The 13,150-nt window shown below is 45.0% G+C and carries 13 protein-coding genes; all 13 read right to left on the bottom strand.

The window, feature by feature from the left end:
* Positions 1 to 2: 2 nt before the first annotated feature.
* Entirely contained in the window at positions 3 to 1,034 is a 1,032-nt protein-coding gene (gene motB, locus FD971_RS02495; RefSeq protein ID WP_215334548.1) for a flagellar motor protein MotB, read from the bottom strand.
* 5 nt (positions 1,035 to 1,039) lie between these two features.
* A complete protein-coding gene (motA, locus tag FD971_RS02490; RefSeq protein WP_215334547.1) occupies positions 1,040 to 1,900 on the bottom strand; it encodes a flagellar motor stator protein MotA in 861 nt (286 codons plus the stop codon).
* An 18-nt stretch (positions 1,901 to 1,918) separates the two neighbouring features.
* Entirely contained in the window at positions 1,919 to 2,788 is an 870-nt protein-coding gene (locus FD971_RS02485; RefSeq protein ID WP_215334546.1) for a flagellin, read from the bottom strand.
* A gap of 11 nt (positions 2,789 to 2,799) precedes the next feature.
* Positions 2,800 to 4,914 carry a flagellar basal body rod C-terminal domain-containing protein gene (locus tag FD971_RS02480; protein ID WP_215334545.1) on the bottom strand — a complete coding sequence of 705 codons (2,115 nt, stop codon included), beginning with the start codon at positions 4,912 to 4,914 and terminating at the stop codon, positions 2,800 to 2,802.
* Between the two features lie 13 nt (positions 4,915 to 4,927).
* The gene (locus tag FD971_RS02475; RefSeq protein WP_215334544.1) at positions 4,928 to 5,371 is read right to left on the bottom strand and encodes a hypothetical protein; all 444 of its coding nucleotides are present in this window, start codon (positions 5,369 to 5,371) and stop codon (positions 4,928 to 4,930) included.
* On the bottom strand, positions 5,371 to 6,435 hold the full coding sequence (locus FD971_RS02470) for a flagellar basal body P-ring protein FlgI (protein WP_251368663.1): 1,065 nt from the start codon (positions 6,433 to 6,435) through the stop codon (positions 5,371 to 5,373). The genes FD971_RS02475 and FD971_RS02470 overlap by 1 nt, the downstream gene beginning before the upstream one ends.
* 68 nt (positions 6,436 to 6,503) lie before the next feature.
* Entirely contained in the window at positions 6,504 to 7,226 is a 723-nt protein-coding gene (locus tag FD971_RS02465) for a flagellar basal body L-ring protein FlgH (protein WP_215334542.1), read from the bottom strand.
* Positions 7,226 to 8,014 (bottom strand): flagellar basal-body rod protein FlgG, encoded by a 789-nt coding sequence (gene flgG / locus FD971_RS02460; protein ID WP_215334541.1) that lies wholly within the window; start codon positions 8,012 to 8,014, stop codon positions 7,226 to 7,228. The genes FD971_RS02465 and flgG overlap by 1 nt, the downstream gene beginning before the upstream one ends.
* Before the next feature lie 28 nt (positions 8,015 to 8,042).
* The gene (locus tag FD971_RS02455; RefSeq protein ID WP_215334540.1) at positions 8,043 to 8,804 is read right to left on the bottom strand and encodes a flagellar basal body rod protein FlgF; all 762 of its coding nucleotides are present in this window, start codon (positions 8,802 to 8,804) and stop codon (positions 8,043 to 8,045) included.
* 22 nt (positions 8,805 to 8,826) lie between these two features.
* Positions 8,827 to 11,250, bottom strand: a complete 2,424-nt coding sequence (locus FD971_RS02450) for a flagellar hook-basal body complex protein (protein ID WP_215334539.1) — start codon at positions 11,248 to 11,250, stop codon at positions 8,827 to 8,829.
* Positions 11,251 to 11,335: 85 nt separating this feature from the next.
* Positions 11,336 to 12,037: a flagellar hook capping FlgD N-terminal domain-containing protein gene (locus tag FD971_RS02445; RefSeq protein ID WP_215334538.1), complete on the bottom strand. Its 702-nt coding sequence runs from the start codon at positions 12,035 to 12,037 to the stop codon at positions 11,336 to 11,338.
* Positions 12,038 to 12,073: 36 nt separating this feature from the next.
* A complete protein-coding gene (gene flgC, locus FD971_RS02440) occupies positions 12,074 to 12,478 on the bottom strand; it encodes a flagellar basal body rod protein FlgC (RefSeq protein WP_215302813.1) in 405 nt (134 codons plus the stop codon).
* Positions 12,475 to 12,891, bottom strand: coding sequence for a flagellar basal body rod protein FlgB (gene flgB / locus FD971_RS02435; protein ID WP_215334537.1), 417 nt, complete (start codon positions 12,889 to 12,891; stop codon positions 12,475 to 12,477). Before flgB ends, flgC begins: the two co-directional genes overlap by 4 nt.
* Between the last annotated feature and the right edge of the window lie 259 nt (positions 12,892 to 13,150).

The raw sequence follows: 13,150 nt of genomic DNA, 5'->3' as shown, positions 1-13,150 counted from the left end.
CCTTACCTCGCCGTCTTATCCGAAGATGGGGTTAGCTTAGAAGGTATCTCCATTGCAGGGGATTTTGGAGCATTATCTTTCGACAAGAATTGGGCTGGAGCACGCAGGTTTGGTGGAATCTCTTGAGCTCCCTTTGGTAAGGTGTCAGGCACCTTCTCAACTGGCCTTACAACGGGCTTATCTTCCTGCTTAGGCTTCTTATTTAACACCGTGATCGAAATACGGCGGTTCAATGGATCACTTAAGTCTTCAGGATTCAAGGGTACTGTGTTAGCAAAACCAATCACTTGAGCTACATGAACAGGGTCCAAACCACCAGCAATCAACTCTCGACGGGCAACGTTGGCGCGCTCAGTTGAAAGCTCCCAGTTTGTGTAGCCTGTTTCACCATTGCCATATTTAGCAGCGTCGGTGTGACCTTCAATACGAATTGGGTTAGGAGTTTCTTTTAATGATTTACCAATGATGCGCAATAATCTTCGTGCGGAGACGCTTGGCACAGAGCCACCACTACTAAACAAAGGTTTACCTTTTTCATCCACTACCTGAATACGCAAGCCTTCGGCATTAATATCCATAAAGACCTGACCTTTTGAATTTTTTAACTCAGGATCAGCTTCAATTTTCTTCTGGATATCTTCTTTGACTAGCTCATTTTTAGTCTTATCTTTACGAGCATTTTCTACGTCAGTAACTGAAGAATCGCTAATACGGCGCTGTTCAGTATCAGCATCTGCGCGGGACTCCTCGCCTACTGTTTTTGAGATATTGTCGCCACCACCTTTGATGATGCGAGTGGCATCGCCGGAACCTTGGCCACCAGATAGCGATACTCTTAATGGGTTTTGAAAATAAGAGGAAATACCAGCGAGATCTCCTGCTGTTGTGGAGCCTAGCACCCACATCAACAAGAAGAAGGCCATCATGGCCGTTACGAAGTCAGCGTATGCAATTTTCCAGGCGCCACCGTGATGTCCGTGTCCACCCTTCTTAACGCGCTTAATGACAATAATCGGCGCGTCGTTCTTAGCCATACTGCTTATTTCCCTTTAACTGCTTTGGTACCCTCATCAAGCTCAGCAAATGTTGGACGCTGGTAGCTAAAGAGTACTTTACGGCCAAACTCCACAGCTGCTGCAGGAGGGAAATTATTCAAGCTAGCAATCAAGATTGCCTTAACAGCCATATAAGCACGAGTATCTGCTTCTGCATTTTGCTCAAGCACTTTAGCTACTGGAGAAACAATCGCGTATGCCAACAAAATACCTAAGAAGGTACCAACCAACGCTGCACCAATCAACTTACCAAGTTCAGCTGGTGGCAAACCAATGGAGCCCATGGTGTGCACAACACCCATAACCGCCGCCACAATACCGAACGCTGGCAAACCGTCACCAACGTTGGTTACTGACGCTACCGGAATATGCGTTTCTTGATGGTGAACATCTAGCTCTTGCTCCATCAAGCTTTCAATTTGGATCACATCTAAAGATCCGCCTAGCATCATGCGTAGGTAATCAGTAATAAAGTCCACCAAGTGGTGGTCTTTCATGATCAGAGGATATTTTTCAAATAGCGGGCTAGCTTCTGGCTCTTCAATATCACCTTCAAGAGACATCAAACCGTCGCGCTTAATTTTCTGAAGGATTTCAAACATAAGGCACAGTAAATCTAAGTGCATTTGTTTGATATTGGTCTTACCCTTAAAAGCTCCGCCCAGCGCTGCAAAAGTCTTCTTCAGGTTAATCATGCTGTTGGAAGCAATCATCGTCCCTACAGCAGCACCCACAATAGTCAGAACCTCAGTCGGCTGCCATAAAACCATAATATGACCGCCATGCAAAGCATAGCCTCCTAGGGCACAAGCTAGCGCAATAATCCACCCTATAGGTATATTCATACTTCTATTTACTCAGTTTTATAGTTTTGAAAATAAGTTACTTTGTTGCAGTCTAGCAAACATTGCCTGGGCAGCGTTTAACAAGGTTTGGGCTCTAGTATAAGACGCTGTGGCTGCTGCCATGTCAGTATCTAAAAGTGCGGACTGAGCGGCCGCCATTTGAACCCCAAATGCCGACATGGCTGATTTGGCATTATCGACCTGGGCAGCTATCCCACCGCTACGCTGCTCGGCCATGGTCAACTGATCAAACGAGGTATTTAGGCCCGCTGACACCTGATCTGCTGTTTGAGTCGTGAAACCTGTATTTTGGGCTTTTTCGTCCAAATAAGTGACAAATTTCTGAATATTGAGGTACATCTGGCTATTTTCAGGGTGGGCTAAATCCCCGTCCGACCCAAATGCATCGGTAAATTTAACCCCAGACTCAACCATGACATTAGGCTCAATCTGGACTTGATTCACGGTATCCCCAAAAATCGGGTTGCCAGTTCCGTCTTTTGCCGTCATTTGCTGCTTCATGGCAATCAAAATCTGCTCAGCCTGGACTTTTAAGGCCTTGTAATTGGTTGGATTTAAAGCGCCACTCTGTGATTGAACATGTAGCTGCTTTAAGCTATTCATTTCATTCACCAAGCTATCCATTTGCGTTTGGGCATTGGCATGAGAGCTAGCTACAAAATTTTGATTAGCCTTGAACATATCTAGGCGTGAAATATCAAAATCCAAGCGCACACCCCTGGAAACTGCGTAAGCATTATCAGAGGCTTGGGCATACTGCTTACCAGTGGTCACCTTCCGGTTCCATGACATAGCATCCGCTAAAGCGTTATCCATGCCCTGCACACCAGAATCTAAAACTTGATTTGAACTAAATCGAACTGTCATTACCTATCTCCTTAGTTCATGATGGATAAAAGGGTTGAGAACATTTGATTGCCTGCCTGCAGCACTTTCGTTGAGGCGGTGTATAGCTGCTGGTATTTCAATAAATTAGCAGCCTCTTCATCCAAGTTCACACCAGATACAGAGTCTCTTTGAGCCTTTAAATTGGCAAGCACCACTGTATCTGCTTTTTGACCATTCTTCCAAGTTGCAACTTGAACGCCAACTTCATTTACTAAATTGGAGATCGAGCTACCAAATACAACGCTCATCTGCTGAGTAGCATTCGCTTTCTCAGAAGTAATCAGTGGTGTGTTGCCATTGTAATAACTAGCAAAATTAGTAGGCGCTAGAGAGATAAAGTTAGCAGCACTAAAACCATAATTCACCAAAGGATTGCTCATGCCGCTGACCTTCACTTTCAGGCCATCTAAAGCTGCAGCAATGGCGGCTTGTGAGTCCTCGGCATTTACTAAAGTAATTGTGTTGGTATTGAGGTTTGATGCAATCGTGTTAGCGGTTTCAGCTGCTGAACCAGCTACCTTAAATGATATGCCCATCTGATCAAAGTTTAAGGTTTGACCAGCGACTGAGCCAGCAGAAACGGTAATAGTTTGACTACCGCCATTGCTACTAGTCAAAGTAACCTCATCCCCACTTGAGCTAAATGTGTAAGTACCAGATTGGACATTATTTTCCACTGCCATATTGGAAATTGTCTGTGCCCCAAGTGCAGCCCCATCTTTAATAACACTACTAGAGCTGACCGCGCTCAAGGCTGAACTAGAGTTTTCTAGCTGCAATGTGATGCCCAATTGATTGAAATCAACTGTCTGAAGGCCACCTGAAACACTGGTGATCAAAGAAACCGTTTGATTCTTACCGGAACTATTGGAAATGTTGAGCTGGTTTGTACCTACCTTGGTTAACGTGTAATCACCAGCCAAAGTATTGGTTCCTGCCGTTAAGGAACTAATACTCGTATATGCGCCAACACTAGTTCCAACTTTTACTGCACTGTTGGAAGATATGGCATTACCTAGACTGCTATAGAGATCTAATAAATCATTTTCGCTTTCAATCGTTGGCAAATTTCCAGATAGATCATTGGTCGCCAAACTTGAATAGGTTTTATCTGCAACTTTAAATCCAAAGATTGCCAAATTAGTAGCCAAGCCTGAACTTGTTTGAGCCGCACTATTGGCGACCTTAACCAATCCCATGGCAATCGTATCGAGACGTTTTTGCACTGTAGGTACAAAGTTATTACTGAGCTCGAGCAAGGCGCCAGCCTGACCACCATCTAAAGTTTGAACAGTGGTAAGTACGCCTTTAGTTGGCCCATTTTGCAAATTAAAAGTTAAGGCAACATGCTCTTGGTCCGCATTAATAGTGACCTTATTTGCTATAGCCCTTTCAACCAGTGGCATGCCAGCTACTAACTGTGTTGCTGTGCCATCAGAATTGATTAAGCTTTGACCACCAACTAACTGCTGCAATTGGCTTAATAAGCGATCGCGCTCATCTAATAGATCCGCTGAAGGTGCACTAACGCCAGGGCTATTGCCATCAACAATTTTTTGGTTAATCCCCGCTAGTGCCGGCAAAATGGTATTTACTTGAGCAACCGTATCAGTCAGCGCAGTTCGCGCGTCACTCTGAATCTGATTCACTAAAGTGCTCATACCCGTCATGCGCTGAGCCACCTCTTTTGCAGTGCCTGTAATAGCACCGGCCATCGCTTTATTCGTTGGGTCTGCTGCGTAAGCACCCATCGCATTAAAGAAATTACTAATAGCGGTATTTAGGCCTGTTGATTTATCAGCAACCAAACTGTCCACTGAATTCGTATACTGAACCAATGTATCTGAATAGCTTGATTTAGATTGCTGAATTAAAAGTTGCGAACCAATGAGGGATGAGTAGTGACGTGTAAAACCCTCAACTGCAAAGCTCGACCCATTGAGCATCAATGAATTTGGCGCTAATGAATCCATGATGACATTGGCATTACGGCGTGAGTAACCCTCAACGCTGGTACCAGCTACGTTTTGTGAAGTCGTCAAAATTCCCGCTTGAGCAATATTCAAGCCAGCCATTGCTGAATCGGTTAAGGAATAGATTCCCATATTGAGCCTTTACTTATTTAGGTGCGCCAAGAAAGCCATCTGGCCTCTGGAGTGACTTGAGAGTTTCTGCGGAGACTGGCGTTTCTCTTGGTGCATTTAATGGTTTAACGGCTATTTCGCCGTTTCCGATTAGCTTTCCAGCATTAGCCTGCTGAATGAGTTGCTCAGCCATTTTGGTGCCAAAACCCATTCCCTGACCCTTAGACAGCATGTCAGCCATGTGATCGTCCATGATCTCGAGATAGGACTTTGAGGCGCTACTTTGCTCTTCAGCCCCTCGCAAATTCGTATTGCGCACGGTGCTTAGCATTTGACGTATTAATGTACGCTCAAAACCTTGAGCTGCTTTTTTGAGCTTTTCCTCATTAGTGGCCATTGCTGGTGTGGAATTGCCATTGGCAATAATCCTCGCACTACCCTGATCGATCGATGGCGTGATGGCGTTAATAGCGCTCATTAGATGACCTCTAACTCCGCCCTCAGGGCACCTGCAGACTTCAATGATTGCAAGATGGAAATCAGATCCTGAGGCGTTGCACCAAGCATATTGAGTGCTTTTACAACCTGATCCAAGGATGCTCCTGGTGGCACAGAAATCAAGCTATTTTCTTTTCCACTATCGCTAATCGTCGCAGTATCTTGCGAGGCAACTGCCGTCTGCCCACGACTAAATGGTAATGGCTGACTAATTGTTGGGCTCTGTTGTACTTTTACGGTCAGGTTGCCATGGGCTACAGCTGATGGCGATAACTGGACCGCTTGATTCATCACCACTGATCCAGAGCGTGAATTCAAAATCACTCTAGCAGGACCACTTACCATTTGCACATCTAAATCTTGTAGAGCGGCCATAAATGCTGTTCTGCGCAATGGCTCCACAGGAACGCGGACATTCAATGATCTTGCATCTACTGGCAGCGCAGTACCTAAACCAAATCTTCTGCCAATGGCCTCGGTAGTTTTTTGCATTAAAGCAAAGTCAGCGCGATGTAAGTCGATTTGTAAGAATTCATCTGCAAGCAGTGAAGGTACGGCTTTTTCAATCAAACCGCCCGATGGGATGCGACCTGCGTTCAAGTGGTTTACTGATGTTGCAGCTCCGCCAGTGGCAGCTCTTGCACCACCAATCACAATATTTCCCTGACCTTGAGCATAAACCTGACCATCTGCAGCTTTTAACGGGGTCATTACCAAAGTACCGCCCTTAAGGCTGGTTGCATTACCTAGGGATGAAACTGTCACATCAATTTGCTGACCTGGACGTGCCAGCGCTGGAAAATCTGCAGTCACCATGACAGCAGCAGTATTACGTAGCTGAGTTTGACCACCGCCCTGAGGAATGGTTACGCCCAAAACACCAATCATTTGCAAGACGCTCTGTAATGTAAATGGGGTCTGTGTTGTTTGGTCACCAGTACCATCCAAACCAACAACCAAACCGTAACCTACTAATTGGTTCGAACGTTGGCCAGCAATATCAGCAAAATCTTTAATGCGATCCGCAAAGCAGTTAGTAGACATAGCTCCAATGCATAGCAATGCTAGCGCTTGCTTTTTAAGATTGCTCAGGGTCATTGTTCTTTTCATCATCAGAATGGCGCGAGTTTTAACATCAACCTTGTAAACCAACCAGTACCTTGAGTATCATCAGTTGCACCACGTCCACGGTATTCAATACGCGCATCAGCAACTTGCTGTGAAGACACTTGATTAAAGACCAATGTATTGGGGTTTACTACACCGCCAAAACGGATAATTTCTTCTTCGTTACTCACGGCAACTTGCTTCTCACCAGCAACGACTAAGTTACCGTTAGACAAAATCTCAACAACAGTAACCGTAATGGTGCCCGCGAATGTATTACTCGCTGCACTAGCACCTGTGCCCTCGCTCTTGAGATCTCCAGAACCTCCAAAGTTAGCGATGTTGGCAACGCTGGTATAGGGTCCAAATGGAGTTGTTCCAGTATTACCAAACTGTGAGCTCGCATTTGCTTTACGTGCAGCTGACATTCCAGAATTCTTCGCAGCACTGGTTGTCTCATTCAATACAACAGTTAATGTGTCACCCACATTGCGAGCACGACGGTCTTCAAATAGAGGGCGATGACTCACCGCATTGACATAAGGCCCACCAGAGTTTGCTGGATAAAGGCTGCCCATATTAGCTGATGTTTCTTGAATGGGTCTTGGCCTTGCAGAAGATGGTGTTGTCAGTAGTGATGGACGATCAGCACTTGCGCAACCACCCAAAATAATGGCACTCAATACTGAAATTGAAAGTCCGCGATAGGCTCTAAATAATTTCATCATTACTGACCCATATTACTTACGCGTTGCAAAATCTGATCAGATGCCGTTACTGCACGTGTATTAATTTCATAGGCACGTTGCGCTGCAATCAAATTGACCAATTCTTCAGCAACGTTTACGTTAGATTGCTCGATGTAGTATTGGTTTGTTGTACCCATACCATTTGATCCAGCAATATTATTTTGTGCAGTTCCTGATGCAGGCGTAGGAATAAAGTTACCACCGCCCAGAGCCTGTAAACCGGCTGGATTAATGAAGTTAGCCATAGTCAACTGACCGGCTTGAATTGCATTGGTATTACCCTGCAATGTGTACTGAACTAAACCAGCTTGGTTAATTGTGATTGATGTTGCATTGGCCGGTATCACTCCGCCACCCGCAACCACGTTACCCTGCATCGTCACAATCTGACCGGTTGCGCTCTTACTAAACTGACCATTTCGGGTGTAAGCCAATGTGCCATCTGCTAACTGGATTTGAAAGAATCCATTGCCCTGAATAGCTACATCCAACTGGTTACCAGTTTGGATTAATCCACCTTGAATATTGTTTCGCTCTGTTGAGGTAACCGCAGCACCAGCACCGATCTGTAAACCAGTTGGTAAGAGATTTTGTGCATTGGATGCAGAACCTGCAGAACGCAATGTGGTGTAGAGCAAATCCTGAAACATCGGCTGCACACGCTTAAAAGCGGTAGTCGATGAGTTTGCTAAGTTATTGGTAATAACGTCCAGGTTGAACTGCTGAGAGTCCATACCTGTTTTTGCTATCCATAAGGAACGTAACATTGTTTTTTCTCTTGTTATTTAATGTTGATTAAGCTCTAGAAAGCGATAGCAAGGTTGTTGCCGATCTTGCGTTTTGATCTGCGAAAGTAATTGAACGACTATTTAAATCAAACATACGACTCTGATCAATCATTTGCACCATTGCCAAAGTCGGATTGTTATTACTCATTTCGAATGCGCCTTGCACAACCCTGACTAGCGGATCTGCTGCAGCCTGTTGACCGGGAAGATCAAATAAGCCGTCAGCTGCTCGAACCAGGTCATTAGTGTTTGGATTAACTAGCTTGAGTTTTCCCGCTTGATTTAAGAACTGGGTTCCAGGTAACTGGGTATACACAGCACCATCTTCAGCAATTTGAACAGTTGCTCCAATCGGAATCGTGATAGTTCCACCAGCACCGACCACTGGTATGTCTTTACCAATCATCAACATACCCTGCTCATTGACCATGAACTTACCAGCCCTGGTGTAGGCTTCTTGGCCATCTGGGCGACGAACAGTGAACATACCATCACCTTTAATTGCCACATCCAAAGCGTTGCCGGTTGTTTGTAACTGGCCTTGTGTGAAATTACTACTGGGCGTTGTCTCAACCGAAAACACGCGCGTATCAGCACCATTGCCTGTAAAGGGCACGCCGTCACCCTTTAGCGGCACCGCGCGAAATGCACTAATCACCTCACGAAAACCTGGCGTTAATGAATTTGCCAAATTATTCGAAGTCACTGCCAACTGCTGCGTAGATGCAGTTGCTCCGGTCATCGAGGTGTATGCGTAACGATTGATCATGTGATTGGTCGATTACCTTCTATTAACGACCGATGTTGATAGCATCATCAATCAAGGTAGCCGCCATTACTTTAGTAGCTTGTGATACAGCGGAATATTGACGCTGCAATACCATCAACTTCACCAATTCTTCTGTAAGATCAACGTTTGATTGCTCAACTGCTTTCGAGCGAATCGCACCCAAAGTTCCATCACCTGGGAAGCTCAATAATGGCTCACCTGAAGCTGAAGAAGCTTCATAAGTATTATTTCCATTTGGAATCAACCCCTCTAGGTTATTGAAGTAGGCCAGAATCAATTGACCTTTAACAACCGAGCTTCCATTGTCATACTGAGCCACCAACCGACCGCTTGAGTCAACGTTATATGAGGCTAACTGGGAAGTTGCTGATCCATCTTGAGTATTGGTATAAGTTTGCGCTGCAGATGAATAGCCGGTACTTCCATTTGCCTCAATGGTTAGCTGAATACCACCACCATTTAGGGTCTGACCATATTCTGACCCCTCGCCACGTGATGCATCAATATTAAATCGTGTTGCGAATTGTGGGTTACCAAATGAGTCCTTTGATAATGAGTCTATGTTTTTTCCAGCAATAAAGCCCATTACCCCAAGCGATTGCTGCTCAGCTACTGGTGAACCCTCAATCAATACACTCGCGTCAGCTATTCCACCAACGACAGGATCCAAAACACTAGTTAAACCAGTGACTCCAGATTTTCCAGCTGTGCAGGTAAAGACTACAGTTGCTGCTGTGGCAGTTCCCGTAGACCATTCGGCAGCGGCACCTGATGTAAACACACCACCTGTAGAAGCCCCGGTTAATGAATTATTGGTATTAACTGTTGTATATGCCTGACCCGCAGTAATGCTTGCAAATGCAGCTGCAACTTGAGCCGCTGTAGCTCCAGATGTTCCAGCAGTAAATGTTAGGCCTGCCATAGTTAATTTTTGGCCGGCTGCTAAAGCATTAAACACCATGGATGCTGATGCTGCTACACCCTCTGTTGTGGTTATAGTTGGTAATGTAGCGCGAGTACCTGTACTTACTAAATCTGAAACAGAGGTATACGCAGTACTACTTGTAAATACTACTGTAGAGCCTGTTCTCGCTCCACTGGACCACCCCGCTACAGTACCAGCTGTAAATGCACCTACAGTTAATGGTGTTGTTAGTGAATTATTTGAATTAACTGTTGCGAAACCCTCTCCAGGCGTAATGCTGGCAAAAGCTGCAGCAAGTTGCGCTGAAGTCGTTCCCGTTCCAGAGGTAAATGTTAGGCCAGCCATGGTGAATGTTTCACCAGTCGTCAGTGCTGGGAACACTACTGAATTCGATTCTGTAACCGCTGCGGCGCCGGCAGTCCTTGAAGGAGGAGTTGGTGTCGTGATACTTGCATCTGGGGTAACAGGATTTCCATCCACCGTTGCAAATACTTCGAATCGATCTACGTTGACGGTGTACTCTGCTTTAACTAAGCTTGTTCCGGCTACGGTCTGAGTAAGAGTGAGATTCGTGCCATCCCTTAAACGTAAGTTATATACCGTACCCACGGTATTTGCCGCACCACTCATTGGAGTTAGTGTTGCCTCATAAATTGACTCAGTACTCGCGGCACCAGTTCCCAAGGCAACTGCTGTAGAAGAAATTTTATTAAATTGCTCGCCAGGCGGCCTATTGTATGAATCAACAGATGCAATGTCTGGATCAATGGTCTGAGTAGGGCTGAAGTTAAATGTGCTACCTGCTGCAGTTCCAACTTCATCAGCGCTAATAGTTAAGTCCTGAGAGCTTACTTTTTTATAGAACATAGATAAAGTATGCGCAAAGCCTTTATCGTCATAGATTGTCTGTGATGTCGCTTGGCTGTAAGTTGTCGGATCAGTTGGTGAAAACACGTTACCAGTTTTTGGATCAACACGATTATCTAGATTTAATTCCAGATTTGAATTTCTGGTTGGCTGCTGCGCCAAAGGAGTGCGATCAAGAATCAATACTGATTTAGCGCTTGAGATAATTGTTCCAGATGAATCTGCAGGATATCCAACGAGATACATGCCATTTTCATTGACGATGCGGTTTTGATTGTCAACTGCAAACTGGCCGTTACGTGAATACTGGAATTTAGTTGGGTTTTCTGTTGGCACTGTTCCATCAACAGTTTTTGCCATCATGAACATACCAGGGCCAGTAATGGCCATATCCAAAGGATTTTGGGAATTCACAACTGTTCCGTAACTACCAGTACGGCGGATGGCCATACGATATGCACCCATACCAGCACGGTCTACAGATTGCGGATCCTGCGCTCTGAAAAATTGATCAGAGAATACGTACTCGCCAGACTTATATCCAACGGTCTGTGCGTTTGAGATGTTATTACTGGTAACGTCAATTGCCTCGGAGGCTGACTTTAATCCTGATAATCCGATTCCGTATCCCATTTTTCTTCCTTTTATCTCTGCTTTACTTTGTTTATCTTGCTTACTTTTGTTTGTTGTCTACTATTTATTTTTTCTTGCGTTTTTCTTAGCTGATCCACTGCTGTACTTCGGAAGAATTAATTGTTCTTCCATCCAATAAATTCAAAATTGCGTCACCATTAGCACCCTTAGTTACAGAAGCAACTGCTGATGCAACATATGCCGTTGGATTCTCACTCGCGTCGGCTGAATTTGTTCCAGCCAAGCTGAGGTAGTACATTCCAGCCTCGACTGTGTTGCCGTCAGCATCCTGACCATTCCAAATAAAGTTACTCATACCAGCATTGATGTTGCCTAAATCAACGCTATTAACAACGTTACCGGCAGCGTCAGTAATAGTTGCAACAACCGACTTCAATGGATTTTCTGCATTAGCACCCAACATAACTTGGTTGGTGCCATCAAAAGCAATACCGTTACCAGCGACCGCTGGGCTATGGCCAATCAACGCAGCTTGGTTCATGAAATTCACGCTTTGCATTTGTGCAAGCATGGCTGTCATGGAAGTATTCATATTGCCCATGCTGCTCACCATGTTGAGCTGCGACATTTGCGCAGTCATGGTGGATGCATCCATTGGGGACATTGGATCTTGATTCTGAATCTGTGCAATCAATAACTTAAGAAAGTTCTGAGTTTGCTCAGCGGCAGTGCCACCTGTTGAAGATGTAGCTGCAGCATCAGCCGGCTTATTAGCCGTAGTTGGATCATAAGTACGAATGCCGCTCATTGGATTAGTGATTGCCATAGTTTCCTCTTATGCTTTACGCATGCTCTCTTTTAATTACTTACCTAAATCAAGGGTCTTCAACATCAACTGCCTAGATACGTTCATTGCTTCCACATTCATTTGATATGAACGTGATGCAGAAATCATGTTCACCATTTCTTCTACTGGATTGACGTTGGGCATCTCTACATAACCAGCAGCATTTGCCTTTGGATGGCCGGGGCGATATTCCATTCTTAATGGAGCATCGCTTTCTAATACCTTACTTACCTCAACCCCCGATCCAGGAGACCCTGGCTTCGTGATCGCTGTAAATTCCACCTGTCTAGCGCGATATGGGCGTCCATCAGGTCCAGAGACGCTTTCAGCATTCGCAATATTCGATGCAGTCACATTCAAGCGCATTGCCTGAGCTGTGAGGCCAGTCGAGCCGATATTAAATGCGCCTAATAAACTCATGAAGGTTGACCTGTAATAGCAGACATACGACCACGAATAGTGCTACCCAACATATTCAGTGCTGACTCAGTAAATACTGAATTCTTTGTAAATTCTGTAAGCTCAACGTCAGCATCAACCGTATTGCCATCCATCGACGGCTGATTTGGGATGCGATAGAGCAAGCGCGGATCTTCTTGCGGCACCTTGCCAGGAATGTGAGCTGAATGCGTTGTTGCCATTCCAATAGCGCTAGAGGATGTTTTGCCATCTAACTGCGCCTTCAATACGTCAGCAAAGCGGATATCTCTGGCTTTATAGCCAGGAGTATCGGAGTTTGCCAAATTGTTCCCAAGCACTTGCTGGCGATAGGTACGCAGTTTTAGTGCGTTTTCGCCGAAAGTTAAAGGGTCGTATTTCGGTACAGCGTTCATTTACTCTCCACCCGTTAAGGGAATACAAATCCTGAGGGGAAAATCCTCACATATGAATATGCAAGGACCGTGCCAGTTTTATATGGAGATTAAAATTAGTAAATGCTAACTTTTTAAGCCAACTACTTTATCGCCGACTTGATGGACAAAGATCACTCTGAAATGAAGAAAACCCCAAAAACTGGGGTTTTTTCTAAAAAGCGGCAAAAATTGCCGACTTATCGCTAAACTTAGCGATCCTATTGGCAGCTTTTGCCAA

This window comes from Polynucleobacter sp. AP-Ainpum-60-G11 (genome assembly GCF_018688375.1).
Taxonomy (GTDB): Bacteria; Pseudomonadota; Gammaproteobacteria; order Burkholderiales; family Burkholderiaceae; genus Polynucleobacter.
The sequence above is the reverse complement of the archived record's forward strand: the minus strand, read 5'-3'. Positions and strand labels throughout refer to the sequence as shown.

Excerpts from the sequence above, each read along its gene's own strand:
- motB (WP_215334548.1), bottom strand. The coding sequence starts at position 1,034 with ATGGCTAAGAACGACGCGCCGATTATTGTCATTAAGCGCGTTAAGAAG.
- motA (WP_215334547.1), bottom strand. The coding sequence starts at position 1,900 with ATGAATATACCTATAGGGTGGATTATTGCGCTAGCTTGTGCCCTAGGA.
- FD971_RS02485 (WP_215334546.1), bottom strand. The coding sequence starts at position 2,788 with ATGACAGTTCGATTTAGTTCAAATCAAGTTTTAGATTCTGGTGTGCAG.
- FD971_RS02480 (WP_215334545.1), bottom strand. The coding sequence starts at position 4,914 with ATGGGAATCTATTCCTTAACCGATTCAGCAATGGCTGGCTTGAATATT.
- FD971_RS02475 (WP_215334544.1), bottom strand. The coding sequence starts at position 5,371 with ATGAGCGCTATTAACGCCATCACGCCATCGATCGATCAGGGTAGTGCG.
- FD971_RS02470 (WP_251368663.1), bottom strand. The coding sequence starts at position 6,435 with ATGTCTACTAACTGCTTTGCGGATCGCATTAAAGATTTTGCTGATATT.
- FD971_RS02465 (WP_215334542.1), bottom strand. The coding sequence starts at position 7,226 with ATGATGAAATTATTTAGAGCCTATCGCGGACTTTCAATTTCAGTATTG.
- flgG (WP_215334541.1), bottom strand. The coding sequence starts at position 8,014 with ATGTTACGTTCCTTATGGATAGCAAAAACAGGTATGGACTCTCAGCAG.
- FD971_RS02455 (WP_215334540.1), bottom strand. The coding sequence starts at position 8,804 with ATGATCAATCGTTACGCATACACCTCGATGACCGGAGCAACTGCATCT.
- FD971_RS02450 (WP_215334539.1), bottom strand. The coding sequence starts at position 11,250 with ATGGGATACGGAATCGGATTATCAGGATTAAAGTCAGCCTCCGAGGCA.
- FD971_RS02445 (WP_215334538.1), bottom strand. The coding sequence starts at position 12,037 with ATGGCAATCACTAATCCAATGAGCGGCATTCGTACTTATGATCCAACT.
- flgC (WP_215302813.1), bottom strand. The coding sequence starts at position 12,478 with ATGAGTTTATTAGGCGCATTTAATATCGGCTCGACTGGCCTCACAGCT.
- flgB (WP_215334537.1), bottom strand. The coding sequence starts at position 12,891 with ATGAACGCTGTACCGAAATACGACCCTTTAACTTTCGGCGAAAACGCA.